The sequence below is a fragment of the Streptomyces sp. B1I3 genome (assembly GCF_030816615.1).
GTDB lineage: Bacteria > Actinomycetota > Actinomycetes > Streptomycetales > Streptomycetaceae > Streptomyces.
In genome coordinates, this window is sequence record NZ_JAUSYD010000001.1 from 3,742,501 (window position 1) to 3,768,324 (window position 25,824).

General features: G+C 73.0%; 16 protein-coding genes, 1 tRNA gene and 1 riboswitch. Of the genes, 8 read left to right on the forward strand and 9 right to left on the reverse strand.

What is annotated here, in order from left to right; genetic code table 11:
• Positions 1-369: 369 nt before the first annotated feature.
• Entirely contained in the window at positions 370-927 is a 558-nt protein-coding gene (locus QFZ58_RS17145) for a MarR family winged helix-turn-helix transcriptional regulator (protein ID WP_307125791.1), read from the reverse strand.
• 141 nt (positions 928-1,068) lie between these two features.
• On the opposite strand from QFZ58_RS17145, the gene QFZ58_RS17150 reads away from it, so the two are divergent.
• On the forward strand, positions 1,069-2,367 hold the full coding sequence (locus QFZ58_RS17150; protein ID WP_307128898.1) for an MFS transporter: 1,299 nt from the start codon (positions 1,069-1,071) through the stop codon (positions 2,365-2,367).
• A gap of 19 nt (positions 2,368-2,386) precedes the next feature.
• Here QFZ58_RS17150 and QFZ58_RS17155 read toward each other — a convergent pair whose 3' ends face one another.
• Positions 2,387-4,063 carry an ATP-binding SpoIIE family protein phosphatase gene (locus QFZ58_RS17155; RefSeq protein ID WP_307125792.1) on the reverse strand — a complete coding sequence of 559 codons (1,677 nt, stop codon included), beginning with the start codon at positions 4,061-4,063 and terminating at the stop codon, positions 2,387-2,389.
• Between the two features lie 331 nt (positions 4,064-4,394).
• Positions 4,395-5,888 (reverse strand): NAD(P)/FAD-dependent oxidoreductase, encoded by a 1,494-nt coding sequence (locus QFZ58_RS17160; RefSeq protein ID WP_307125793.1) that lies wholly within the window; start codon positions 5,886-5,888, stop codon positions 4,395-4,397.
• A gap of 333 nt (positions 5,889-6,221) precedes the next feature.
• Between QFZ58_RS17160 and QFZ58_RS17165 the strand changes: the two genes are divergently transcribed.
• Positions 6,222-7,025 carry a TetR/AcrR family transcriptional regulator gene (locus QFZ58_RS17165; RefSeq protein WP_307125794.1) on the forward strand — a complete coding sequence of 268 codons (804 nt, stop codon included), beginning with the start codon at positions 6,222-6,224 and terminating at the stop codon, positions 7,023-7,025.
• A 231-nt stretch (positions 7,026-7,256) separates the two neighbouring features.
• Positions 7,257-9,338 (forward strand): sigma-70 family RNA polymerase sigma factor, encoded by a 2,082-nt coding sequence (locus QFZ58_RS17170; RefSeq protein WP_307125795.1) that lies wholly within the window; start codon positions 7,257-7,259, stop codon positions 9,336-9,338.
• Here the strand turns inward: QFZ58_RS17170 and QFZ58_RS17175 are convergent.
• Entirely contained in the window at positions 9,325-12,633 is a 3,309-nt protein-coding gene (locus QFZ58_RS17175) for a BTAD domain-containing putative transcriptional regulator (protein WP_307125796.1), read from the reverse strand. The genes QFZ58_RS17170 and QFZ58_RS17175 overlap by 14 nt on opposite strands.
• 299 nt (positions 12,634-12,932) lie before the next feature.
• Positions 12,933-15,044 (reverse strand): asparagine synthase-related protein, encoded by a 2,112-nt coding sequence (locus QFZ58_RS17180; protein WP_307125797.1) that lies wholly within the window; start codon positions 15,042-15,044, stop codon positions 12,933-12,935.
• 1,057 nt (positions 15,045-16,101) lie between these two features.
• Between QFZ58_RS17180 and QFZ58_RS17185 the strand changes: the two genes are divergently transcribed.
• The 4 genes from QFZ58_RS17185 to QFZ58_RS17200 all read left to right on the forward strand — a co-directional run bounded on the left by QFZ58_RS17185 (position 16,102) and on the right by QFZ58_RS17200 (position 21,389).
• Positions 16,102-17,607: a sporulation protein gene (locus QFZ58_RS17185; protein WP_307125798.1), complete on the forward strand. Its 1,506-nt coding sequence runs from the start codon at positions 16,102-16,104 to the stop codon at positions 17,605-17,607.
• A 123-nt stretch (positions 17,608-17,730) separates the two neighbouring features.
• Positions 17,731-18,987: an L-2-hydroxyglutarate oxidase gene (gene lhgO, locus QFZ58_RS17190; RefSeq protein ID WP_307125799.1), complete on the forward strand. Its 1,257-nt coding sequence runs from the start codon at positions 17,731-17,733 to the stop codon at positions 18,985-18,987.
• Positions 18,980-19,804, forward strand: a complete 825-nt coding sequence (trmB, locus tag QFZ58_RS17195; protein WP_307125800.1) for a tRNA (guanosine(46)-N7)-methyltransferase TrmB — start codon at positions 18,980-18,982, stop codon at positions 19,802-19,804. The genes lhgO and trmB overlap by 8 nt, the downstream gene beginning before the upstream one ends.
• 115 nt (positions 19,805-19,919) lie before the next feature.
• Positions 19,920-21,389 carry a PrsW family intramembrane metalloprotease gene (locus tag QFZ58_RS17200; protein WP_307125801.1) on the forward strand — a complete coding sequence of 490 codons (1,470 nt, stop codon included), beginning with the start codon at positions 19,920-19,922 and terminating at the stop codon, positions 21,387-21,389.
• Positions 21,390-21,506: 117 nt separating this feature from the next.
• Here QFZ58_RS17200 and QFZ58_RS17205 read toward each other — a convergent pair whose 3' ends face one another.
• The 4 genes from QFZ58_RS17205 to QFZ58_RS17220 form a co-directional block, all read right to left on the reverse strand.
• The gene (locus QFZ58_RS17205) at positions 21,507-22,547 is read right to left on the reverse strand and encodes a M23 family metallopeptidase (protein WP_307125802.1); all 1,041 of its coding nucleotides are present in this window, start codon (positions 22,545-22,547) and stop codon (positions 21,507-21,509) included.
• Positions 22,548-22,558: 11 nt separating this feature from the next.
• A riboswitch (cyclic di-AMP (ydaO/yuaA leader) is annotated at positions 22,559-22,711 on the reverse strand.
• 234 nt (positions 22,712-22,945) lie between these two features.
• Complete coding sequence (locus tag QFZ58_RS17210) at positions 22,946-24,103, reverse strand: PP2C family protein-serine/threonine phosphatase (protein ID WP_307125803.1); 1,158 nt, start codon at positions 24,101-24,103, stop codon at positions 22,946-22,948.
• A 133-nt stretch (positions 24,104-24,236) separates the two neighbouring features.
• On the reverse strand, positions 24,237-24,983 hold the full coding sequence (locus QFZ58_RS17215) for a MerR family transcriptional regulator (RefSeq protein WP_307125804.1): 747 nt from the start codon (positions 24,981-24,983) through the stop codon (positions 24,237-24,239).
• A gap of 155 nt (positions 24,984-25,138) precedes the next feature.
• Positions 25,139-25,212, reverse strand: a tRNA-Met gene (locus QFZ58_RS17220).
• A gap of 217 nt (positions 25,213-25,429) precedes the next feature.
• Here QFZ58_RS17220 and QFZ58_RS17225 point away from each other — a divergent pair.
• Positions 25,430-25,759 carry a hypothetical protein gene (locus tag QFZ58_RS17225; RefSeq protein WP_307125805.1) on the forward strand — a complete coding sequence of 110 codons (330 nt, stop codon included), beginning with the start codon at positions 25,430-25,432 and terminating at the stop codon, positions 25,757-25,759.
• The last annotated feature ends 65 nt before the right edge of the window (positions 25,760-25,824 follow it).

Here is a 25,824-nt window from a genome sequence, read left to right on the forward strand (position 1 = left end):
TCCCGGCCGAAGCGGGTTCCTGCTGTTTCGCTTTCCAGTTCTTCGCTTTCGCGTTTCCCTTTCCGGCGAGTCCGACTCTATCAGATCCTTTCGGTCCTGATTCCCAGTCAGCGGGTTTCGTCTTCCCGGCGGTTGGGCCGTTCCGACGCTCAAACTCTAGCGGATTGTCCCGGCGGCTCATAATCGGGCCTTCGAATTGAATTCCGGCATGCCGAAATTCTCCCCGATGGGAGGTCGTGCTGAGTTTGGTTGCCGCATACGCGGCGGGATCGGTCGACACGGATCCGTACCGGCTCCGTGACAACTCGACGAACCTTACGGATGGGAAGGAGCGGTGTCAACCCCTCCTCGTGCCCCGTCCTGGCCCGGTCAATCCAGGTCGGTGAGCCGGCCGCCTGCGTCGGGCTGCGCGTGCTCCACGCGGCGCAGGAGACGGATCAGCATCTCGCCCAGGGCTCCGCGCTCGTCGCCGGAGAGGTCCTGGAGAAGGTCCTCCTCGAAGGCGGTGGCCATGCGCATCGCCTCGAGCCATTTCGTACGGCCCTCGTCGGTCAGTTCGACGATGACGCGCACCCGGTTGTTCTCGTCCCTGTCACGGGTGACCAGGCCCTCGCCCGCCATACGGTCGATGCGGTGGGTCATCGCGGCCGGGGTGAGGCCGAGGCGCTTCGCGAGCTCCCCCGGACCCATGCGGTAGGGAGAGCCGGCCAGGACCAGGGTCTTGAGGACCTCCCACTCGGTGTTGCTGATACCGAGGGCGGCGACCTGCCTGCCGTACGCCACGTTCATCCGGCGGTTCAGCCGGCCCAGGGCCGAGACGACCTGTTCGACCTGTGGGTCGAGGTCCCGGAACTCCCGCTGGTAGGCCGCGATCTGCTCGTCCAGGCTCGGCTCGGGGAGCTCGGACTGCTCGGAGGTGTCAGACATGGCGGGCAGTATCGCACGCTGCGCATCGCCGTCGAAGTCCTTCGAGCTGTAGTGTTCACCTTCTAATTTTAGTGCTAAAGTCTACGAGTTCGTGTTCTTCAACGTCTTCGAGTCTTGAGGTAGGTGAGTGTGACCAGGGAGATGGGCGCAGCGCTGCGGCGGATCCAGGTGGGGAGCGCGCTGAGCGCGTTCGGCCTCGGGTTCACCGTTCCGTATCTGTACGTCTACGTGGCGCAGGTGCGGGACCTCGGTGCCGGCACGGCGGGAGTCGTGCTGGCTGTCTTCGCCGTGGCGGCACTGGCCGTCCTGCCGTTCACCGGTCGTGCCATAGACCGGCGCGGGCCGCTGCCCGTACTGGTCACCGCCGCCGCGGCGGCTGCCGCGGGTGCCGCGGCCCTGGGTGTGGCGAGCAGTGTGACGGCCGCGGTCCTGTCGGCCGCGGTTCTCGGCGCGGGCACGGCTGTCATGCAGCCGGCGCTCGCGACGATGCTGGTGTGGTGCTCGAGCACCACGACCCGTACCCGTGCCTTCGCCATGCAGTTCTTCCTGCAGAACCTCGGCCTCGGTATCGGTGGCCTGGTCGGCGGGCAGCTCGTCGACGTCGACCGGCCGTCCAGCTTCACCCTGCTGTTCCTGATCGAAGCGGCGATGTTCGTGGTGCTCGGCGTCGTCGCCGCCACGGTGCGCATGCCCCACTCCCCGACCCTCACGGACGCCAGGCCCACCGGCGACGGCGAGCCGAAGGCGGGGCTGCGGATGCTGCTCTCCCACAGGGCCATGGTGCAGTTGTGCGTGCTGGGCTTCGTGATCTTCTTCGCCTGCTACGGACAGTTCGAGTCGGGCCTCGCGGCCTACGGCACCGAGGCCGCCGGGATCGACCCGTCGACCCTGGGCATCGCTCTGGCTGCGAACACGGCGGTCATCGTCGCCGCGCAGTTCGTCGTACTCCGCCTCGTGGAGCGGCGGCGGCGCAGCCGGGTCATCGCGTGGGTCGGTCTCATCTGGGCCTTCGCCTGGATCGTGGCCGGGTACGCGGGCCTCGGCCACGGCAGCCGGACCATGGCGACGGCCGCGTTGATCTCCACGTACGCGCTGTTCGGGCTCGGTGAGGCGATGCTGTCGCCGACGGTGGCGCCGCTCGTCGCCGATCTGGCCCCTGAGTCCATGGTCGGGCAGTACAACTCGGCCTTCGCGCTGGTGAAGCAGCTGGCCCTGGCGGTGGGACCGGCCGTGGGCGGCCCGATGGGCGCTTCGCTGCACGGGCCGTACATCGTGACGTTCGTGCTGTTCTCGCTCGGCATCACCGTGCTGGCCCTCAAGCTGGGGCGGCAGCTCACACCCGTGCAGGACAAGCCGTCGCTCATGACCGCGCCCTCACGTGTGGTGGCCGTGTCCCTGCCGGACGGCGAGCCCGTCACGGCTCCCGCCGCCGTTCACTGAGCCACGGCTCCGGCGGGGCTCATTCCGGCAGCGTGAACTCGCACCACACCGCCTTCCCGCCTCCAGGCGTGCGGCGGCTGCCCCAGGACGAGGCGATCGTCGCGACGATCGAGATGCCGCGGCCCGCCTCGTCCGCCGGCTCGGCGCGGCGGCGGCGCGGCAGGTGGTCGTCCCCGTCGGTCACCTCGATGATCAGCCGGCGGTCCGTGCGGCGCAGACCCAGACGCATGGGCGGGGTGCCGTGCTGGAGGGAGTTCGCCACGAGTTCGCTCGCGGCGAGAACACCGAGGTCGCAGAGCTCCATGGGGAAGCGCCAGGATGTCAGGACGCCGGTGGCGAAGGCACGGGCGCGGGGCGCCGCCTCGATGCCGCCGAGCAGTTCGAGCGAGGCGTTGTGGAACAGCTCCGCGCTCGTCCCCGTCCGTGCCGGGTGCTGCACGACGAGTACGGCTACGTCGTCGTCGTGCTCCGCGGTCACCCCCTGGGAGCGGATGAGCCGGTCGCAGACGACCTGGGGCGACCCCTTGGCGCCGGACAGGGCGCGCTCCAGGGAGGCGACCCCCTCGTCGATGTCCTCACCACGGCGCTCGACCAGCCCGTCCGTGTAGAGGACGGCCGTGGACCCTGGCGGCAGGGCGATCGTCCCGGACGTGTGGACCCACCCGCCCGTGCCGAGCGGGGGGCCGGTCGGCTCCGCGGCGCGGCGGACCGTGCCGTCCTCGTCGCACACGAGGATCGGGAGGTGCCCCGCGGAGGCGTGCACGAGGTGTCCCTCGTTGGGGTCGTGGACCGCGTAGACGCAGGTGGCGATCTGGCTGGCGTCGATCTCGGAGGCGAGGACGTCCAGGAGCTGGAGGACCTCGTGGGGCGGCAGGTCGAGGCGGGCGTAGGCGCGGACGGCGGTTCGGAGCTGGCCCATGACGGCGGCAGCGCGTACGCCGCGACCCATCACGTCGCCGATGACGAGCGCGGTGCGCCCGGCGCCGAGGGTGATGACGTCGTACCAGTCGCCGCCGACCGCCGCGTCCGTGCCGCCGGGCTGGTAGGTGGCGGCGATCCGCAGGTCGTCGGGTTGTTCGAGGTCCTGCGGGAGCAGGGATCGCTGGAGCGTGACGGCCGTTTCGCGGTGGCGCCGTTCACTGGCGCGCAGCCGCTCCGCCGCTTCCGCGTGGTCCGTGACGTCGGTGGCGTAGACGAGGACGCCCGCTTCCCCCGCCGCGCCGCCGGCACCCCTCGCGTCGCCGATGGCCACGGGCGTGCAGGTCACGGTGTAGGAGTTGCCGGCGAGGACCTTGCGGGACTTGACCGTACGGGGAGTACCGCTGCGCAGGACCTGGTCCAGGAGGGGCAGCAGGCTGAGCTCGGCGAGTTCGGGCATGGCCTCGGCGGCGGGGACGCCGCACGGGCGGGGGCCGAAGGCGGCCGCGTAGGCGTCGTTCACGTAGGTGATGCGGTGCTCGGGGCCGTGGAGCAGCGCGACCGGGGCCGGAAGGCGGCCGAGGATCTCCTCCGCGGGGAGGGCATCCAGGGAGGGGCCGGGTGCCGGGGCGGGGGTGGCCGGGGTCTCGTCCGGCACGGGCGCGGTCTTCGGACGTACGGACTCCGCGCGGGCTGCGGGGACGGAACTGTGGTCGTCCCGCGCGGCGGCTCGACGCTGTGTTCCGGGAAGGCGGGCGCTCCAGCGCGTGAAGTTCACGGAATTTCTGGCCTCGTGTGTCGGTCTGGTCCGCTCGGGCGAGCTGCTTCGTCTGCTGGTGCCGTGCCGGTCCCCGCCGGTCTCCTGCCGGGCCCGGGGCACCAGGGCGGGGTCCCGGGGAGGCGCTGTCGGTCGGCGCTGCCGGTCACTGTAGGTGACTGCCGACCGGGTCACTCTGTGCAGGTGTGGCCATACCTATGGTCACACGCCCAGTGTGACCGACCGTACTGACAGTCGCCGTACGGCACCCGTCCGGCGGCTGACGTCCGGCTGTCCCGTAAGGAGCTGTGCCGGGCCCGGCGGCCGGGGCGCAGTCGGCCGGGGCCGCTGATCAGCCGGAAGCTGCCGGCCGGCCGTCGTCCCCCGGTGGGTTGTCCCCGGGTCGCGTCGGGTGCTCCCCGCTCCCGGGACCTCCCAGGGGTTTCTCGCTCCCAGGATGCGCCGGATGGGTGTGGCCACCGGCCGCGAGGGCGAATTCCGCGCGCGGGTGTTCGAGTGAACCGAGGGAGACGATCTCCCGCTTGAACAGTCCGGCCAGGGTCCACTCGGCAAGGACACGCGCCTTCCGGTTGAACGTCGGCACCCTGCTGAGGTGGTAGACGCGGTGCATGAGCCAGGCCGGGTACCCCTTGAGCTTCCGGCCGTAGACGTGGGCGACGCCCTTGTGCAGTCCCAGCGAGGCGACGGACCCGACGTAGGAGTGCCGGTAGTCCTGGGTCGGCCGTCCGGCAAGGGTGGCGACGATGTTCTCCGCGAGGACCTTGGCCTGACGCACTGCGTGCTGGGCGTTCGGAGCGGTCTGCGTCCCGGGCTCGGAGGAGGTGAGGTCGGGTACGGCAGCCGCGTCCCCCGCGGCCCAGGCGTGCTCGGCACCGTCCACGGAGAGGGCGGCGGTGCAGCGGATCCGGCCCCGCTCGTCGAGGGGCAGGTCGGTGGCGGCGAGGATCGGCGCCGGTTTGACGCCCGCGGTCCACACCAGGGTCCGGGTCGGGAAGCGGGAGCCGTCGCTGAGGACCGCGATACGGCCCTCGCAGCTGTCGAGCCGGGTGTCGAGCCGCACGTCGATGTTGCGGCCGCGCAGTTCCCTGACCGCGTACTTCCCCATGGCCTCGCCGACTTCGGGCAGGATGCGGCCGGTCGCCTCGACCAGGATCCACCGCAGGTCCGTGGGCTTGATGTTGTGGTAGTACCGCGAGGTGTAGCGGGCCATGTCCTCGAGCTCGGCGAGGGCCTCGACCCCCGCGTAACCGCCGCCGACGAAGACGAAGGTGAGGGCCGCGTCGCGGATCGCGGGGTCCCGGGTGGCCGACGCGATGTCCATCTGTTCGATGACGTGGTTGCGCAGGCCGATGGCCTCCTCGACGGTCTTGAAGCCGATGCCGACGTCGGCGAGGCCGGGGACCGGAAGGGTGCGCGAGACGGAGCCAGGCGCGACGACGATCTCGTCGTACGGAATTTCCAGGGCGCCGGTTCCGTCCTCGCCGGTGGCGAGCGTCGTGACCGTGGCGGTGCGCTTGGCGTGGTCGATGCGTTCCGCCTCGCCGATGACGATCGTGCAGTGCTTGAGGACCCGGCGCAGCGGTACGACGACGTGCCGGGGGGAGATCGAGCCGGCCGCCGCCTCGGGCAGGAACGGCTGGTACGTCATGTAGGGCTCAGGCGTGACGACCACGACCTCGGCCTCGCCGCTCCTGAGTCTCTGCCCCAGTTTCCGCTGGAGACGCAGCGCGGTGTACATCCCGACGTAGCCGCCGCCGACGACGAGAATGCGCACACTGGGCCGGGTGCCGGGGGTCGTTCCCCGGGAATCTGGAGCCATCACCATCCCATGACGCAACGGAGTCCGGTGTTTGTCCACAGGCCCGGCAAATTGTGTGACCGGAGCCCGTCGCCGGCGCGTCGGGAGGAAATCACCGCGTATCGCGGCAGCTGCGCAGGTCAGACGCGGCGGGAGGGTGTGCCGCCAGGAGGCGAATCAGGGTTCACCCGGCTCTTGCTCCGATCGGGGGGCGCTCCATGCGGAACTACCCCCTTCTGAATTGACCCGGGCTCAACTATGTTCGTACCCCGTCGGGGTGTCGGATTCGGACGAAGATCCGCACACCGACTGACACGGCGGGGAAGTCTCCGGGGGGAGACGTCATAACCGGGGGAAGTTATGCACATTCAGGATTTTCATGGGCAGAACGCTGTCGCCTCTTCAGCGGAGGGCCATGGGCGGCTGAGCTCCGTAGGACTGGCCGGGGCGGTCGCCGCGGCGGGAAGCGGGCCGCGCTCGGCCCCGCTCCGCGTGGACGCGCAGCGCAATCTGGAACACGTCCTGCGCGCCGCGCGTGAGGTGTTCGGTGAACTGGGCTACGGCGCGCCGATGGAGGACGTGGCTCGCCGCGCACGGGTCGGGGTCGGCACCGTCTACCGGCGTTTCCCGAGCAAGGACGTGCTCGTGCGCCGAATAGCCGACGAGGAGACCTCTCGGCTCACCGATCAGGCGCGGACGGCACTGGGGCAGGAGGAGGAGCCCTGGTCGGCTCTCTCCCGTTTCCTGCGGACCTCCGTGGCCTCGGGAGCGGGACGGCTGCTGCCGCCGCAGGTGCTGCGGGTCGGGGGCGACGCCGAGGAGCCGGCCGCCGCGCCGGGTTCGCCGCAGGACGACGGTGAGACGCGGGTTCCGCATCAGCGGCAGGGGGACGGGCAGCCCGGGCTCCGGATGGTCGCGCAGCGTGCGGGTGCCGGGGAGGTGCTCGACGACGATCCGGGCGTGGCCGAACTGCTCGAGGTCGTGGGCCGGCTGGTCGACCGGGCGCGCGAGTCGGGGGAGTTGCGGGGCGATGTGACGGTGGCCGACGTGTTGCTGGTCATCGCCACGGCGGCACCGGCGCTGCCGGACCCCGCGCACCACGCCGCCGCCTCGGCACGTCTGCTGGACATCCTGCTGGAGGGTCTGCGGTCCCGGCCCGCGTAGGGGCCCGGCGGGTCCCCGGCCGGGCGGGGGCGTCCCCGCCGGACGGGCACCGGCGCGGCCGGAAGGTGTGACGCCGCCCGGTCGGCTCCCCGATGGGGTGACGTCACGCGTCCTTGTGCGGGAAGACGCCCCGGACGAGTGGTTGCCCCGCCGAAGGGTTCGCCGCGGTAGGGCTCTGTGGCACTCTTGCCCGGTATTCGGGTCCGAAGGGTGTACACGGGGGCTTCCGCGATGAGCGGTAATGCGCAGCAGGGAGAACCGGCCGACGGTGCCGCTGCAGCGGGCGCAGCCACCCGGACCGGTGTGCCGCACACGGAACAGGTGCCGAGCCGGTCCGGGACCGGCCGAACGGCCGGTCCCGACGAGGGCGGCACCGTGCTGCCGGGCCCCTGGCCGGTGCCCGTGGACGCCGGTAACTCCCCGGAGGCGGCGGTGCCTTTAGACGCCGGTAACTCCACGGAGGCGGTGCCTGTGGACATCAGCACCTCCGTGGAGTCCGATGCGGCGCACGCCGTGCCCCTCCAACGGGAGGGACGGCGGGGATCCGCCGAGACCGGGCCGTCGGACGCCCAGTTGATCGAGGGAATGCGGGCCGGCGACGACCGTGCGTACGAGGAGCTGTTCCGGCGCCATGCGGACGCGGTCCGCCGCTATGCCCGCACCTGCTGCCGCGACGCGCACACCGCCGAGGACCTGACGGCCGAGGTGTTCGCACGGACATTGCAGGCGGTCCGCGGCGGGAAGGGCCCCTCGGAAGCCGTCCGGGCGTACCTCATGACCGCCGTCCGGCACGTCGCCGCCGCCTGGACGAGGAGCGCGAAGCGCGAGCACCTGGTCGACGACTTCGCGGCGTTCGCCGCCCAGGCCACCCGTTCCTCCGAGCTCTCGCAGGCCGACACCGTCGATCTCGGCGCCGATGTCCGGGCCATGCGCGAGGCGGACAGGTCGATGGCCGTGCAGGCGTTCCGCAGTCTGCCGGAGCGCTGGCAGGCCGTGTTGTGGCACACCACTGTCGAGGAGGAGTCACCGAGCGAGGTCGCCCCGCTGTTCGGGCTGACACCGAACGCGACGGCGGTCCTGGCCGTCCGGGCCCGCGAGGGCCTCAAGCAGGCCTACCTGCAGGCGCACGTGAGCCAGGCGCTGACCTCCGGTGGTGACTGCGCCCGGTACGCGGACCGGCTCGGCGCCCACGCCAGGGGCGGCCTGCGGACCAGGGCAGAGCGCGGGCTCCGCAAGCATCTCGACGAGTGCGCGAAGTGCCGGATCGCAGCCGGTGAACTGGCCGGCGTGAACGCCGGGATTCCGGCCCTGCTCCCCGTCGCCGTCATCGGCTGGTTCGCCGCGGGTTACACCGTCAAGGCGGCCGGCATCGTGGCGGGCGGAGCAGCGGGGGCGGCAGGGGCCGGGGCAGCCGCGGCGGCCACGGGCAGCACCTCCTCCGGAAGCACGGCCGGTGGGGCAGCCGTCGCGGAAGGGCTCGGCGCGCCCGCGAAGGCAGGTATTGCCGCGGCGGTGGCCGTCGCGGTCGCGGCCGGGCTGGTGTGGGCGCTGGTCGGCGACGACCGTCCGGCCCCCGTGTCCGAGCCGGCGGCCAGGCCGCCGGTGGTGGCCCCCGTTGTGCCGTCGCCGGCTCCCCCGCCGAGGGTGGAGCCGGAATCTCCCGCCGCCCCGGTGCTCGCGCCGCCGCCCGTACCGGATGCCACCCCGACATCCAGCCCGACGCCCAGCCCGGCACCCACGCCGCCGGCCACGGAGCCGGCGACCGCACGGCCCGAACCGCCCGCCCCGAAACCCCCACCGGAACCACCCGCGCCGAAGCCCACTCCGGAGCCACCCGCGCCCCCGGCCCCGGCCCCGAAGCCCTTCCGGGTGAACGAGCTGGCGTACTCGGTCACCGGAGACCACACCGCGCCGGAGATACTCCTCGGGCAGAGCAGGGGCGTGTTCTGGCAGCGTTCGGGGCTGTCGATCGGCTCCACGACATACGCGCACGGCGTGACCATCCACGCCCACTCGTCGGTCACCATCCGGCTCAACCGTCCGTGCACCCGCTTCGAGGCGATGGTCGGCGTCGACGACATGACGAAGGGGCTCGGCTCGGTGCGCTTCTCCGTGTTCGGCGGGGACGGACACGGCGCCGGGGACGGGATGCGGCTCTGGGAATCCCCCGTGCTGCGCGGCGGCGACCCCGCGGTACGCGTGGGCGTCGGCATCGACGGCCGGCAGACCGTCCGGCTCGTCGTGGAGCCCGCGGAGCGGTTCGGTGGGGTGGCCCTGGCCGACTGGGCGGAATCGGTGATCAGCTGTCGCTGATCTGCCCGGTGAGACGGGTCAGCAGGTCCACGACCCGCTCCGGTGTCAGAGCGCGCCCTGTGGCGAGCTGCCTTTCGTACAGCCGGGGCCCGAGTGCGGCGTGCAGTTCCTCGAGCACCGTCGCCACCTCGGCCTCCTCCACCGCCGACCGCGAGCCGTTCACCCGCCAGGTCTGGGACGCGGCGAGGATACGGGCCGACTCCGCGAACAGGCCCAGCAGCGGCAGCGTGATCCCGGCCGCCTCGGCCAGATGGGCCGTGGCGGCCTCCGGGCAGCCGGCGGCCACGGCCATGCGCAGCGCCTCGGTCATGCCGTGCAGCCCGGCCGCGGGGCCGCCCGAGGGTTCGTGGACGCTGATGCGCGCGGACAGCCCCGCGACGGCCGCCTCGAACTGCACCGGCCGGCTGCCGTAGACCTGGGCGGACCGCACGGAGTCCACGAAGCGCCGCGCCTCGGGGATCTCCCCGGCCGTGAGCGCGATCGCGGCCCGCAGGAAGCCCACGTAGGCATGGGCGTCCAGAACGTGCTGCCGTTCCGCCTCCGCCTCCGCCTCGTCCAAGCCCTTCCTCGCCGCCTCCAGGTCACCGGCCTGGTAGGAGAGTTCGGCGAGGCGGCCGACGAGGAACGGTAGTTCCGCATGGGCCCCGACCTCCCGGGCAAGCTCCAGTGCCTCCTGGTAGGCCGCCCGCGACTCCTCGTACCGTCCCCGCGCCATGCCCGCCTCGGCACAGGCGCTCGCGACCTGGGCGCGCAGATAGCGGTCGCCGACCCGGCGGCTCAGTACGCGCAGCTCGGCGAGGTCCTCGTCGAGACCGGCCATGCCCTGCGGGGTGTCCACCAGCATGTGGGTCCGGTACGTCAGGGTGACGCCGTACTCCCACTCACCGCCGTGCGCCCGGGTGTTCCGCACGGCCGCGTCGAACTGGGCGTGCACGTCCGGGGTGTACTCGCGGCGCATGTACGAGGTCATCGGCCACAGCAGTCCGGGAAAACGGGCGGCCTCCGGGCCCCCCGCGCCGAAGACCTCGGCCACTCGGCCGATCAGGGCCTGGAACGCGTCGTCCTCGTGGATGGTGTCGGCCGGCCGGCTCTCCACCGCGAGGAAGAAACGCAGCATGTGCAGGTGCATCCGCGGCCAGTAGCGGGGGTCGGCCGGGTCCTGTGGGTCCTCCCCGAGACCGGCGGCACGGTCGGCCCAGGCGAGGCCCTCCGTGCGGTAGTTGCGCAGGCACCAGAACCAGCCCATGCCGAGCACCAGGCGCAGCGCCGACGGCTCGGAGGGAACGGTGACGGCTGTGCGGTGCAGCGCGGCGCGCAGGTTGTCGAGCTCCGTCTCCAGCCTTCCGACCCAGGGGAGTTGGCCACCGGTGCGGAGCAGGGGATCGGCCTTCTCGGCCAGCGCGGTGAAGTACTCGGTGTGCGCCGAGGCGGCCGCGGCCCGCAGACCGGGGGTTTCGGCCGCCCGTTCGGAGGCGTACTCGTGAATCGTCTCCAGGAGGCGGTAGCGCATGTCGCCGGTCCCGGTGGGGGTGGCGACGACGAGTGACTTGTCGACGAGGGCGCCGAGCAGGGAGGCCGACTCCGCTCCGGCGGTCACCGCCTCGGCGGCGGCCAGGTCCCAGCCGCCGGCGAAGACGGAGACCTGCCGCAGGACGGTCCGCTCCTCCTCGGACAGCAGGTCCCAGGACCAGTCCACGACCGCCCGGAGGGTCTGCTGGCGGGGCAGTACGGTGCGGCTCCCGCTGCTCAGCCACCGGAAACGGTCGTCGAGGCGGTCCGCGATCTGGCGCGGGGTGAGGAGCCGGAGCCGGGCGGCGGCCAGTTCGATGGCGAGCGGCAGCCCGTCGAGACGGCGGCAGATCTCGGCTATGGCCCGCGGGTTCTCCGCCGCTTCCGCTGCCGGATCGAAGTCCGGCCGGACGGCGCGGGCGCGCTCGGCGAAGAGGCGGTGCGCGGGGTCCGGGGGAAGGGGGCCCACCGGGCGTACGGCTTCGCCGGGTACCCCGAGGGGTTCGCGGCTGGTGGCGAGGACGCGCAGCCGGGGACAGTGGGTGAGGAGGGTCTCCGCGAGGGCCGCCGCCGCGTCGATGACGTGCTCGCAGTTGTCCAGCACCAGCAGGAACGGGCGGTGACGGGAGCGGTGGGACAGGTGTTCCACCAGCCGTTCGGTGGGGTCGGAGGGCGGGGCGATCCTCTCCCGTGCGCTGTCGCGCAGGAGCGTCGTCTCGCGCAGACCGAGCGCGGAAAGGACGGCTCCGGGTACGGCGGAGGGATCGTCGAGCGGGGCGAGTTCGACGATCCACGCGCCGTAGCCGTCCGCCGACTCCTCGGCCAGCCGGGTCTTGCCCGAACCTCCGGGGCCGGTGAGGGTGACCAGGCGGGCGCGGGCCAGATCGGAGCGGATGGCGCGGAGTTCCGGTTCGCGGCCGACGAAGGAGGTGAGCCGGGGGCGGATGTTGCCCTCGGGCACGTCCGAAAAACTTCCCGGGTATGTGCCTCCCGGGTACGCGAGGCCGGGGTCCCCCTGCGGTCCCTGTGGCACCTGTGGTTCTTGTGGCTCCGGGTGGGGTCCTGCGGGAGCGAGGAGTTCCCTGTGCAGAGCGGTGAGTTCGGGCCCCGGGTCGGTGCCCAGGCCGTCGGCCAGAGCCCGGCGGGCGTCCTCGTAGGCGACGAGCGCGTCGGCCTGCCTGCCCTCGGCCCTCAAGGCCCGGAGCAGCTGGGCGTGCAGGGGCTCGTGGAAGGGGTGGGCGGCCGTCAGTTCCCTGAGCTCGGGCACGAGGCCCACCGTGGCCCCGCGCCGCAGGTCGGCCTCGATGCGCTGCCGTACGGCGGCGAGCCGGTGGGCCTCGGCCCGTGGCCCGTGGTCGCGCGCGTGACCGGGGAGGTCGGCGAACGCCGGTCCCCGCCACAGGGCGAGGGCGGAACGCAGGGTGTGCGCGGCGGAGCCGGGGTCGCCGGAGTCGAGTTCCGCGGCGCCCCGGCGGGCCAGGCGCTCGAAGACGTACAGGTCGATGTCGTCGGGCCCCGCGTCGAGCCGGTAGCCACCGGGGACACCGACGACCGTCCCCCTGCCGAGGGCGCGGCGCAGCCGGCCGACGAGTGCCTGGAGCGCTCCGAGGGCGTCGTCCGGGGCATCACCGGCCCACACCTCGTCGATGAGCCCGTCCACCGTCGCGGGACGGCCGGCGCGCAGGGCGAGTGCCGCGAGGAGGGTGCGCAGCCGCGCGCCGCCGACGGGCAGCAGGCCGCCGTGTTCGTCTCGCGCCTCGGTGACGCCCAGGATCAGGTACCGCACGAGGTCATTGTGTCCCGGGGCGGACCACGGAGGCCCGGGGGTTTTCGGCGCGCCCCGGCACCACCCCCGGCACCACCCCCGGCACCACACCCCGGCACCACTCCCGCCGCCACGCGCGGGCGCCCCGGCCTCGGCGGCCGGTGGCCGCTCGTGGCCGTCGGTGCGTCCGGTCAGGCCGGCGGGCGCGGGCGAGCAGGACCGCCCCGCCCCCGCCACGGACGCCGCCGGGCGCCCGTGAGACGCGTCCGCGTTCCCGGAAGCAGGCCGCCGGGTGCCTTCGGGCAGGCGCGTGGCGGTCGCTACGGCTGCAGTGTCCGGCGGGCCGGGACCACTCCGCCGGCCACCGCTCGTTGGCGCGGGGCCGCGGTGCCGGTCCAGCAGGTGCCCCGGCGGTTGACCAGCCGGCGGAGCCACAGCTCGGTGGAGGCGAGTTCGGCCAGGCCGTCCAGGGGGAGGGGCTCGCCCTCGGACGCCGCGCGCAGCGCCTTGCGCACGACGCGTGCCTCGATCAGGCCCGCGTCGGCCAGCAGCGGGGCGTCGAAGAGGGCGATCAGCTCCGGGAGCGCGGTGCGCAGCCCGATGCGGCCCGCCGCGGTCGAGGTGGCCTGGGAGGGGGTGCCCCAGCCGGGCGGCAGGTCGTGGATGCCCGCGCCCCCGAGCACCCGGCGCAGGATCGCGGCCCGGGCACCCGGCTGGACCCGCAGCGATTCGGGCAGGGCCCGGGCGGCCCGTACGACCTGGTTGTCGAGGAACGGGGCGTGCAGCCGCTGGCTGCGGATCTCCGCCGCCTGTTCGAGGATCCGCTGACCGGCCGCGTGCCGGGCGAGCGCCGCACGGGCCCGGGCCTCACCCGGCCGCTGCACCGACGTCGGCCGGATCGCCGCCTCCTGAAGGCGAACCGATACTTCCGCGAGTGCCTCCCCCGTGAGCCAGCGCGCGGCCGGGCCGGGCCGGGACCAGGCGAGGGAGGCGAGCGAGGCGTCCGCGGGGGTGGCGAGGTCGGGGGCGTAACGGTTGGCGTCGGGCAGCAGGCCCGCCGCCGTCTCGAGTCCGGAACGGTAGGACGTACGGGCCAGTCTGCGAGCGGCGCGGTACACGGCGAGCGGGACGAACAAGGAGTGCGCGGAGGCCCCTTCGGCCCTGGCGAGCGCGGCGACGGGACGCAGGAGATGACGTCTGCGCCGGTCCATGAGGAGGTCGGCCAGCCGCGCGGGGTGCGCGTCGAGCACCTCGCGGGCTCCGTGGCCGACGAAGTGGTCGGCGCTCCCTGCGGCCAGCCGGCGGCGGTGGCGCTCGGCGACGACGAGGGTGGGCGCGGGCTCGTCGGTGAGTGGGCCGTTGTCCAGGGCCGCGTACGGCAGGGCCTCCTCGCCCGCCGCGACGACCACGTGGTGGAGGCGGGGGTTGGAGGCGATGACGCGGGCGCGCTCCATCTCGTCCTCGAGATCCTGCGCGGTCAGGTCGTTGAAGGTGACGGCCAGCAGCCGCTCGCCGGCCCCCGTTCCGTGGCCGAGGACGGTGCCCGGCAGCCCCGGCAGCCCGGCGGCCAGCAGGGCGAGGGTGGCGGACGCGCTGCCGCCGGAGAGGTCCGCCCCGATGCCGGGGACGGGCGCTCCCCGCGCCGCGCGGCGGTCGGCGGGGCCCATGCCGGGGACGGGCCCGGGGTCGGGCGGCAGGGTCTCGGGGGCGTGGCGCGGGGCGGTGAGCCGGGCACGTACGGCTTCGACCAGGGCGTCCCGCACGCCCTCCACGGCACTCACCGGGTCGATCTGGGCCGCCGCGACGGCGAGCGAGGCCACCGCCTCGTATCCGGTGACCTCGCGCGAGCCCTCCCGCAGGATCAGCGCGTGCCCTGGCGGGACACGCTTCACCCCCTCGTACGGCGTGCCGTCACCGAGGGCCTCAGGCGTCTCGGGGCAGGCGAGCAACGCTGCCAGGTGCCCGATGTCCAGCTGGGCCTCGATGAGGTCGGCGAGCGGCAGGGCGGCGGTGGCGTACGCGGTGCCGTTGGCCCAGGGGGTGTGGAAGACGGGGCGGGCTCCGGCGAGGTCTCCGGCCACGGTGATGCGGCGGCCGATCTGCACGACGGCCGTGTAGCTGCCCGCCCAGGCCGTGAGGTGCCGCAGCGCTCCGCCGCGCGCGGCCAGCAGGCCGACGCGGAGCTGTTCGTCGGTGGCTCCGCAGCAGCCGAGTACCGCGAGCCGGGCGGTGGGCGCGCCCTGGGGCGTCGCGACCGTGATGACACGGATCTCGTCCGGCCGCCAGTCACCCACGGCCCAGAGGGGATCCGGGTCGCCCCACAGGAGTTGGGACCCCACGGGGTGGACGGTGCGCTCCTCCCCCTGCCGGCCGACCGAGCCGACGGTGCCGAAGCTCGCGGCGATACTGCTCCATCCCACCAACCAACGCATCGCCGCCTCCACAGGCTGTGGACGAACCGGCGCACCAGGACACGGGAACGCCGTTACGGGACATGCTGCCACGACAACGGCGCCCGGGAGGGGGTACGGGCGGCGCACACCGGATGCGCATGCGCCCCTGGCAAAGGCCACGGTGCGGCCCCCCTGGGCCTCCCGCAACGCGGCTGCCGTTCCGGCGAGTTGTACCGCACGGGCCCCTCTCAGGGTGCGATGCCGCCTGCGCTACGGAACCGACGCGATCCGGCCATAGCCGACCGACTCCGCAACGCCCCGGCCGACCGACGCGATTCAGCCATTCTCCGCTCGCGGAACGACCGCGCGTTTCACCCCGGGCAGCCACGGACCGTCCCGGAATCCGGCCTCGCACCGCTGGGCCCTCGGAACCTTCGGGGCGCACCGGCAGGCCGCCCCGGACAGGGACACGGGCCTCGCGGCCCCACCTCGCAGCCGCCCGGACAAGGTGGCGGCCGGCGCATCCCCCCGGTGCGCCGGCCACCACGTCCGCCCCCCGAACCACCCTTCCGCGCACGGTCCGGGAGGTGTTCGTCACCCCCCGGACCGGTTCGCCGCCCGCGGGGATTGGGGCGGCGGTCTCCCCCAGCCCACTGAGTCCAGTGCAGCGGGCCGACCCACGCAGAACTCATGGAAGCGCTTCCGCCCCGGCCCGGCCAAGGCGCACGGCCGGGCGCACGGCCACACACCAGGGGCACGACGAAGCAGCCCTGCGCCAAGGGGTGACCGCCCCGTGCTCCCACGCGCGGCACACCGAGAAGGCCCGCACGCGCGTCCGGCACAACGGCCGGCGAGGAAGGCGCACTCCGCCCACGATGACGACTTTCCCGCCATACGGACGTCTGCCCCTTAACGGTAAGGATGCGGCGAACTACGCTGTGTTGACTGATGTTCTCAGCGGTGCGGCATATTCCACGGGGCCTGGCCAAATGCGTGTGCGGCCGGAGTGCCCGGGACCGTACCGGGGGAGGACACGGTACGAATGCCGCGCGCCTCACGGTGAAGCGGCGGCCGTCTGTGTGTCGAGGGGTGGCGCATGTCCAGGGAGCAACGCGGGCCGAACGAGAAGCTCGGCACAGTTCTCGCCCTCGCGGGAATCAGTAACGCCGGCCTCGCCCGGCGGGTCAACGACCTCGGAGCACAGCGCGGCCTGACTCTTCGTTACGACAAGACGTCGGTGGCCCGCTGGGTCGCCAAGGGCATGGTTCCGCAGGGTGCGGCGCCTCACCTCATCGCGGCCGCGATAGGGGCGAAACTCGGCCGTCCCGTGCCCCTGCACGAGATCGGGCTCGCCGACGCCGACCCCGCGCCCGAGGTCGGGCTGGCCTTCCCCCGCGATGTGGGCGAGGCCGTGCGGTCGGCGACCGATCTGTACCGCCTCGACCTGGCGGGGCGCCGGGGTGGTGGCGGGATCTGGCAGTCGCTGGCGGGTTCCTTCGCGGTGAGCGCTTACGCGACCCCCGCGTCCCGATGGCTCATCACCCCCGCCGACTCCTCCGTGGCGCGGGACTCGACGGCCGCCCGGGCAGCGCTCCTGGGCGGCCAGGGCGCACCCGGGGCGCACGGAGGGTCGTCCGGAGTACCCCTCCAGCCGGGCCCGGACGCCGTGTCCGACGCCTCGCCCCTGCGGGTCGGACACAGCGATGTGGCCAAGCTGCGGGAGGCCGCCCAGGACGCGCGCCGCTGGGACTCCAAATACGGAGGCGGGGACTGGCGCTCCTCCATGGTCCCGGAGTGCTTACGCGTCGACGCCGCGCCCCTGCTGCTGGGCTCGTACAGCGACGAAGTGGGCCGGGCCCTCTTCGGCGCCTCTGCCGAGCTGACCCGGCTCGCCGGCTGGATGGCGTTCGACACCGGGCAGCAGGAGGCAGCCCAGCGGTACTACATCCAGGCGCTGCGTCTGGCCCGCGCCGCCGCCGACGTCCCGCTCGGCGGCTACGTCCTGGCGTCGATGTCGCTGCAAGCCACCTATCGGGGCTTCGCCGACGAGGGCGTGGACCTCGCCCAGGCGGCGGTCGAGCGCAATCGGGGCCTGGCGACCGCCCGGACCATGAGCTTCTTCCGGCTCGTGGAGGCGCGTGCCCATGCGAAGGCCTCGGACGCCCCGGCCGCCGGCGCCGCGCTCAGGGCGGCCGAGAGCTGGCTGGAGCGCTCCCGGGCCGGGGACAGCGACCCGTCCTGGCTCGGCTTCTACTCGTACGACCGGTTCGCCGCCGACGCCGCCGAGTGCTATCGCGACCTGAAGGCCCCCCGTCAGGTGCGGCGCTTCACCGAGCAGGCGCTGTCCAGGCCCACGGAGGAGTTCGTCCGCTCGCACGGACTGCGGCTCGTCGTGTCGGCGGTCGCCGAGCTCGAGTCCGGCAACCTCGACGCGGCCTGCGCGGCGGGGACGCGCGCGGTGGAGGTGGCGGGACGCATCTCCTCGGCCCGCACCACGGAGTACGTACGCGACCTGCTCCACCGCCTGGAACCGTACGGCGACGAGCCCCGCGTGGCGGAATTACGGGAACGGGCGCGTCCGCTTCTGGTCTCCCCCGCCTAGCCGGACACCGGTACGCCCCGATATGCCCGAACGGGGGAGCGGACCGGCCGCCACGCCCCCGCTCTCCCTGGTTTGAGCCCGTTGTCAGTGGGTCAGTGCACTATCGGGGTGGGAGGTGGCGTGATGATGACGCACGCGGCGTACGACTGCGACGTTCTGGTGATCGGTGGCGGGATCGTCGGTATGTCGACCGCGTACGCCCTCACGCGCTCCGCGCCCGGCACCAGGGTCACGGTGCTGGAGAAGGAGTGGGGCCCCGCCCGCCACCAGACCGGGCGCAACAGCGGAGTGCTGCACAGCGGCATCTACTACCCCCCGGGATCACTGAAGGCCCGCTACGCCGTGCGGGGCGGTGCCGAGCTGGCCGGCTTCTGCGCGGAGCACGGCATCGCCCACGCCGTGACGGGCAAGCTGATCGTGGCCACGGCGAGCAGCGAGCTGCCCCGCCTGCACGCGCTGGTGCAGCGCGGCCGGGCGCACGGCCTGCCGGTCCGGGAGCTCGGTCCCGCCCAGATCGCGGGGTACGAACCACGGGTGCGCGGCCTGGCCGCGATCCGGGTCGCGACGACCGGGGTGTGCGACTTCTCCGCGGTGGCCTCCCGGCTGGCCGCCGAGGTGGGCGCGGTCGGCGGACAGCTCCGGTACGGCGCGGAGGTCGTCGCGGTCGACCGGCGCCCCTGGGGCGTGGCGGTGCGGACGGCCGACGGCCAGGTGGTCCGTGCCCGGGTCCTGGTCAACTGCGCGGGGCTGCACAGCGACCGGGTGGCACGGCTCGCGGGCGACGACCCGGGCGTGCGGATCGTGCCCTTCCGCGGGGAGTACTACGAGCTGGCCCGGCCGGAGCTGGTGCGGGGGCTGGTCTATCCGGTGCCGGATCCGGCGTTCCCGTTCCTCGGGGTGCACCTGACCAGGGGCGTCGACGGCACGGTCCACGTCGGGCCGAACGCGGTGCCCGCGCTGGCCCGTGAGGGGTACAGCTGGCCGGTCGTCCGCCCGCGCGACCTCGCCGCCACGGTGAGCTGGCCGGGTTCCTGGCGCGTCGCCCGGCGCCACTGGCGGTACGGGGCGGACGAGGTGCGCAGGTCCCTGTCGAAGCGGGCGTTCACCCGGGCCGTCCAGCGGCTGCTGCCCGAGGTGACGGCGGACGATCTGCGGCCGTCCCCCGCGGGTGTCAGGGCGCAGGCGGTGCTGAGCGACGGCACGCTGGTGGACGACTTCCTCATCCGGGAGGCAGTGCACACCGTGCACGTGCTGAACGCTCCGTCGCCCGCCGCCACGGCTTCGCTGCCCATCGGGAGGGAGGTGGCCCGGCGGGCTCTGCAGCGGGCACGCGCGACGGGGTGGAAGCCGCCCGCCGTAGAATCGGGTCATTGTGTCTGAGTCCCTGAATCCCACCCCTGAGACGCCCGGCGACGTCGATACCGACGCCGATGCCCGGCGCGCCGCCTCCTTCGAGCGTCAGCGCAGGCTGCGCCAGGAACCCCGCTTCCCCGGCGGACCCGCCGCCGACCCGGCGGGCTCGCACCACGAGCGCCGGATCCGCAGCTTCCAGCCGCGCCGCAGCCGGGTGACCGCCGGCCAGGAGGACGCCCTGCAGCGTCTGTGGCCCACCTGGGGCCTGGACATCGACGGCCGCAGCGTCCTCGATCTGCCCGCCCTGTTCGGCGGGCTCCCGGTGGTCCTGGAGATCGGCTTCGGCATGGGGGAGGCCACCGCGCAGATGGCGGCCGACGACCCCACCACCGGCATCCTTGCCGTCGACGTGCACACTCCCGGCCAGGGCAACCTGCTCGGACTCGCGGAGCGCGCGGGTCTGTCCAACGTCCGCGTCGCCAACGGCGACGCGATCATCCTGCTCCGCGAGATGCTGGAGCCGGCGTCGCTGGACGGGCTGCGGGTGTACTTCCCCGACCCCTGGCCGAAGAAGCGGCACCACAAGCGGCGGCTGATCCAGCCGGAGTTCCTCGACCTGGTGGCGCAGCGGCTCAAGCCGGGCGCGGTGATCCACTGTGCGACGGACTGGGAGCCCTACGCGGAGCAGATGCTCGAGGTCCTGACGGCGCACCCCCGGTTCGAGAACACCCGGGCGGACGGTGGTTACGCACCGCGGCCCGCCTTCCGGCCCCTGACCCGTTTCGAGGGGCAGGGCCTGGACAAGGGACACGTCGTGCACGACGTCCTGTTCCGCCGCCTCTGAGACCGCCGCAGGGGTCTCGTCCGGATTCGTCGAGGACGTCGCCGATCAGCCATCGACGGGCGCCCGGCCCGCTGCACCATGGCCGGGTGTCAGTCCCTCTCGTTAGGGTCATCGGGTGTCCGAAGGGTCCGCGCAGCACCAGCAGCCGGCCGTCCCCGTTCTCGAGGAGCAGCGGCTCGACGAGTTCCTGGGCGCCGTACCCGAGCGAGGCCAGTGGCGTTACCGGCCCCGCCGCGTCGGCATGGTCTGGCGCAGCAAGGCGTTCCGGGCCGGGGCGGTGGTCACCGTGCTCGCGCTCTGCGGTCTGGTGATCCTGGCCCTGGTGCGCGAACAGACCGGCACCGAGGGCTTCCTGGTGGGTCTGGGCCTGGCCGTGCTGCCCGTTCCGCTGCTCATGTCGGCGTTCCGCTGGCTGGACCGGGTGGAGCCGGGGCCCTGGCGCAATCTGCTCTTCGCCTTCGCCTGGGGCGCGTTCGCGGCAGCGCTCGTCGCGATCACCGCCAACACCTTCGCGACCCGCTGGATAGCGGCGGCCACCGCCGACCCGGCGAGCGCAGACACCCTGGGTGCCACGGTCATCGCCCCGGTCGTCGAGGAGAGCGCCAAGGCCGCCGCCGTCCTGCTGATCTTCCTCTTCCGCAGACGGGAGTTCGGCGGTGTCGTCGACGGCATCGTGGTCGCCGGCTTCACCGCGACCGGTTTCGCCTTCACCGAGAACGTCCTCTACCTGGGCAACGCCTTCGGCGAGGACCAGCAGCTGGGGACCACGGGCTTCGCCTCCGTGACGGTCGGGACCTTCTTCGTGCGGGTGGTGATGTCACCGTTCGCGCACCCCCTGTTCACGGTGCTCACCGGTATCGGTTTCGGTGCCGCCGCGCTCGGCGGGAGGCGCCGTCCTGTGCGCCGGATCGTGCTGCCGCTGCTCGGGCTCCTCCTCGCCATGGGCATGCACGCCCTCTGGAACGGCTCGTCGGCCTTCGGCACGTACGGCTTCTACGTGGTGTACGGCGCGTTCATGGTCCCGGCTTTCGGTCTGGTGACCTGGCTGGCCATCTGGTCGCGCCAGCGGGAGCTGCGGACGCTCGCCAGCGAGCTGCCGGTCTACGCGGCGGCAGGCTGGCTCACTCCCGCGGAGCCGCTCGCGCTGGCCTCGATGCGTGCGCGCGGCATGGCCCGCGACATGGCCAGGCACTGGCACAGCCACCCGGACCGTGCCCGGGGCAGGGCAGCGGCCCGCGCGGTCGCGGAGTACGAGCTGTTCGCGACCTCGTTGGCGATGCTGCGCCGAAGGGCCCGCCACGACGGGGCGGGCCAGGACTTCGCCGTACGGGAGCAGGAGCTGCTGCACCACCTGTGGCAGCGCCGGGACGTCGCGGGACCGGCCCTGGCGTACGCGGCCCAGGCCACGGGACGGATACGCACCCACCGCGTGCCCCCGCCCGGCCCGTTCCCCCACCAACTGCCCCACGCCCTGCCGTATCCGCAGCAGCTGCCGGCGCCGCACCGGCACTACGGCGGCCCCAACCCGTACGCGCACCACGGCGGCGGGCAGCAGCCGGACGGACACCGCCCACCGCCCCCGTAGGAGCGCCGCCGGGTACGGCGGGTCCATGGACACACGCGCAGACCGGCGGCCCCGACGCCAGGGGGTTCGTGCGTCAGGGCCGCCGAGGTTCGGTGCGCCGTGCGCCGGCGCGGGAGATCAGATCGACAGGCCCTTGCTGCGCAGCCAGCTCATCGGGTCGATTCCCGAGCCGTCCGCGGTGTGGACCTCGAGGTGGAGGTGCGGGCCGGTCACGTTGCCCGTGGCACCGACGCGTCCGATGGTGTCGCCCGTGTTGACCGTCTGACCGGCCGTGACGTCCATCGAGGACTGGTGGCAGTACCAGACCTCCGTACCGTCCTCCAGTGCGAGGACCGTGCGGTAGCCGTACGCGCCGGACCAGCCGGCCGACTTGACCGTACCGCCGTGTACGGCCTTGACCGGGGTGCCGGTGGGCGCGGCGAAGTCCAGCCCCGTGTGGTAGCCGGAGGACCACATGGAACCGGCCTGGCCGTAGGTCGACGTGATCGTGTACGAGGACGTCGGGATGGCGTAGCTGGCGGCGAGCTTGGCGAGGCGCTCGGCCTCCGCCTTCTTCTTCGCCGCCTCCTCCGCCGCCTTCTTCTCGGCCGCGGCTTCGGCTTCGGCCTTGCTCTGCTGCTTCGCGGCCTGGGCCGCGGCCTCCTCGGCGGCCGCCTTCTCCTCCGCGGCCTTGGCCTCGGCATCCGCTCCGGCCTGCTGCTGCTCGGCCTGCTGGAGGATGCGGGCACGCAGCGCCTCACCGGCGTCGGTGGTGCCCTGTTCGGCCTCGGCGACCGTGATGCCGGCCGTGGTCAGCGGTGCGGACGGGGCGACGGTCTCGTTGTCCGCCTCGGCGTCACCGGACATGAAAGCGCCCATCCCGGGAAGGGATGTGGCATCGGGAAGCTTGTCCGCGATGGAATCGGGAAGAGAGATGGAGACCGGCGGCTTGCTCTGCGCGGTGGCCATGCCCCCCGCGCCGACGGCCGCGATGACGCCGACACCGAGGACGGTGGAGCTACGGGCGAGACCTCGCTGCTTGGCTACGCGGTGCCTGCCGCGTACGGGACGGACGGACTCCTCTGTGGGATTCCATTCCTCCCAGGTCCTCTCCTCGTCACCGAACGCGTCGGTCCTGAAGGGTGACGGGGCCTCGGGGGCAGGCTGATTCGACGCCACGTGGGCGCTCTCCTTTCCTTCCTTCTCGCCTACCGGGTTAGCTGACGGGTTCGGAGCAGGAAGGTCTCCTACGGGTCCCTTCGTCTCTCACGAGACACAAGTGCCCGATTCACCCCATGTAGGTGGTTCCCCGGTTCCCTTGCGGAATTCGGCGCTCGCGCACGGTGCCGCCTCTGGCGACGACTGGGACAACCGCGCTGCGTTATCGAACGTTAATAGACACCCGGGTCCGATTCCAAGCTGTTCCCGGTGATCGTTCACGCCTCCGGCCTGCACTTTCAGGGGTGAATCAGCCACAATCGGACGAGTTGCGCACTCCCCGACACGCCATCACTTTCTGACGGTGTGTCAAATGTTACGCGCAGCGGTGCCGTTCGGTCACGGACAGTCGCAGGCGGTCATCCATCACCTCTCCCCACGATCTTCACCGTGGTCCGCCGCTCCGGCTGGCCGCGGGTGGGCCGCCCGACCGCGAGGAGTGCCATGTCGTCCGTCGACCGGCCCCCGGTGTGCAGGCGCACGTCGTCGGTGAGTGCGGAGAGCAGTTCCTCAGGGCCCGGGAAGATCCGGCCGCGGAGCCGGTCCGCCGGGTCGTAGAAGGCCCCGGCCGGGCTCCTCGCCTCGGAGAGCCCGTCCGTGAAGACCAGGAGCGTCGCCCCGGCCGGCATGGTCCACTCGTCCGAGCGGTCCGGCCACACGTCCAGCCCCATGCCGATCGGCAGGGCGGGCGCGCTGGGCGCCAGCACGTCGAGCGCCCCGTCCGCGTGCAGCAGGATCGGCTCGGGATGACCGCGGTTGACGATCCGCAAGGTGTCCGAACCCGCCGGGATCTCGGCGAGTACGGCGGTGACGAACCCCTCCATGGCGTCGAGGCCGCCTCGCCGGGTCCCCTCCCGCGCCAGCGCGCGCTCCAGCCGCTGGGCCACCCCCTCGAGCGACAACTCCTGCTCGGCCGCCTCCCGGAACGCGCCGATCACCACGGCCACCGCCCCTACGGCGTCCAGCCCCTTGCCCCGCACGTCCCCCACCACCAGCCGCACCCCGTGCGGCGTGTCCGCGATGGCGAACAGGTCCCCGCCGACGAACTCGTCCGCCTGGGCCGCCTCGTACCGTGCCGCCACCAGCAACCCGCCGATGCGCTCGTCCGGCGCCGGGAGCACCGCCCGCATCGCGGTCGCCGCGATGACCCGGGCGGAGGCCAGCTGTTCGTTGCTGCGGCGCACGACGGCGTTGGTGACGAGGGCGAGCCCGGCGACGGTGACCAGGGTGAGCAGGTCGCTGATCGGCACGACCTCGGCGAGCGTGCCGTCGGAGAGCCGGATGGCGAGGACCACGAGGACCGCGGCCGCTCCGGTGCGGATGGTGCTGGCCAGCGAGAAGAACGGAGCGGCGAGCAGGGGCGCCGCCGCGAAGAGCGGAACGGCCGTGACCTCGGCCGGGGTCACGAGGTCGACGAGGATCCCGATCCCGATCATCAGGGTCGGCAGCCCGCGCACGAGCCGCCGGGCACGGGCGGTGCCGACAGCACCCCCGCCCCGATCTTCCCGCTTCCCCACCTGTGTACTCCTGCCCGGTCCGCCCACGGCTGCGGACGGTACCGCGCCCCGCCCAGGCTGGCCGGAGCCGCGCCGTGCGGCGACTCGTCATCGGCCAAAGGGACGAGCACGCCGCAGCGCCGTCCTCCGGAGGTCAGCCGGAGAGCCGGTGCCGCGCGTACGTCGTCAGTGCATCCCTTACGAAGACGGCGGTGCCGTCCCCGTACCGATCGTAGTTCTTCCCGAAGCGCGGATCGGCGACATACATCTCGCCGACGCCGATCACGTACGACCGGGAGACCGTCACGGACACCGACAGCCAGTCGACGTGCCGGCGGGCGATGTCCTGCACCGCCTCGCTGCCCGCGTCCAGCCCCGCGGCCCTGGCCTCCCCGTAATCCCGGGCGATGGCGTCGTGCGCGGCCTGGAAGCCGGTCCGCTCCTGCGCGCTCAGCCCGCGCCACCACCGGTCGCTCCGGTCGTACGCCTCCCGTCCCCAGCGTTCGGTGACCTCCTCCTCGTACACCGTGTGATCGAAGCCGTCGAATATCTGTTCGGCCATGAGTTCCTTCCCCTCCTCGGTCCTGTGGAGCGTGGTCCGCACCGAGGCGATCTGCCGGCCGATGCGCTCCCGCTCCTGCTCCAGCAGCCGCAGATGCGCCCGGAGCGCCACCGAGGCGTCCCTCTGCCCCTCCAATACGTCCTTGACGGCGGTCAGCGGGAGTCCGAGCTCCCGCAGCAGCAGAATGCGCTGCAGCCGGACGAGGGCGTCCTGGTCGTAGTAGCGATAACCGTTGACCCCGACCCGGCTGGGCGCGAGGAGACCGAGATCTCCGTAGTGCCGGAGCGTGCGGCTCGTGGTGCCGGCTCTTCTGGCGACTTCCTGGATGGACCACTCCATGCCGGAGACGCTAGATCTTTACGCAGCGTCAAGGTCAAGCGCGCCGGGAGGGACACGCGGCCGGCGAGATCCCACGACCCGCGAAGAACATACGGGCGTACGGGCATACGACAGAGGCCCGGATCCTTGGAAGGATCCGGGCCTCTGTCTTCTAGTAGCGGGGACAGGATTTGAACCTGCGACCTCTGGGTTATGAGCCCAGCGAGCTACCGAGCTGCTCCACCCCGCGCCGTTGTGATTGCAACTCTACGGCATCCCGGAGGCCGTCCTGACCAATCGAGGGCCGCGGCCCCCCGGCACCCCCTCGGCCGGAGCATCCGTCCCTTGGATGATCACCATCAACACGCTGCATGTGTCGGCCAGTTGCCACGCACAGGCCCGTACCCAAGGATGTTGCCGCACCCCCCACGATCTCGCACGAAGCCTGTACTGGAGGGCATTCCACGATGACCACACCGCTCGGAGCCGCCCCCGTCCCGGAGCCCACGCCCTCACCCCTGCGCTCCTCCCTCATCAGCGGGCTCCTCGGCGGCGCGTTCGGGGCGGTGATGAGCGCCGCCGTCAACTACCTGGCCATCGGAGTGCCGGACAGTGTTGCGGCCAACGCGGTCAACCATGCGATATCGGGCCTGATCAGCGGCTTCCTGGCAGGCTTCATCGGCCTGACGGCCCACCTGCGCAAGCAAGCGGCGACGGGCACCCGCCGCACGGCGCCGGAGACCGCTCCCCTCCTCACGGGTGAGGACACCGGAGCCGGGACCGCGCAGAGCGCCTGATCACGTCGCTCCGGCCGCCGGGACGCCCACGGCCCGCCCGGAGCCGCCCTCCACCGATTGCACGG

What these genes read in the sequence shown, in the direction of transcription:
- QFZ58_RS17145 (WP_307125791.1), bottom strand. Translation starts at nt 927, where the DNA reads ATGTCTGACACCTCCGAGCAGTCCGAGCTCCCCGAGCCGAGCCTGGAC.
- QFZ58_RS17150 (WP_307128898.1), top strand. Translation starts at nt 1,069, where the DNA reads ATGGGCGCAGCGCTGCGGCGGATCCAGGTGGGGAGCGCGCTGAGCGCG.
- QFZ58_RS17160 (WP_307125793.1), bottom strand. Translation starts at nt 5,888, where the DNA reads ATGGTGATGGCTCCAGATTCCCGGGGAACGACCCCCGGCACCCGGCCC.
- QFZ58_RS17165 (WP_307125794.1), top strand. Translation starts at nt 6,222, where the DNA reads ATGCACATTCAGGATTTTCATGGGCAGAACGCTGTCGCCTCTTCAGCG.
- QFZ58_RS17170 (WP_307125795.1), top strand. Translation starts at nt 7,257, where the DNA reads ATGAGCGGTAATGCGCAGCAGGGAGAACCGGCCGACGGTGCCGCTGCA.
- QFZ58_RS17180 (WP_307125797.1), bottom strand. Translation starts at nt 15,044, where the DNA reads ATGCGTTGGTTGGTGGGATGGAGCAGTATCGCCGCGAGCTTCGGCACC.
- QFZ58_RS17185 (WP_307125798.1), top strand. Translation starts at nt 16,102, where the DNA reads ATGTCCAGGGAGCAACGCGGGCCGAACGAGAAGCTCGGCACAGTTCTC.
- lhgO (WP_307125799.1), top strand. Translation starts at nt 17,731, where the DNA reads ATGATGACGCACGCGGCGTACGACTGCGACGTTCTGGTGATCGGTGGC.
- QFZ58_RS17215 (WP_307125804.1), bottom strand. Translation starts at nt 24,983, where the DNA reads ATGGAGTGGTCCATCCAGGAAGTCGCCAGAAGAGCCGGCACCACGAGC.
- QFZ58_RS17225 (WP_307125805.1), top strand. Translation starts at nt 25,430, where the DNA reads ATGACCACACCGCTCGGAGCCGCCCCCGTCCCGGAGCCCACGCCCTCA.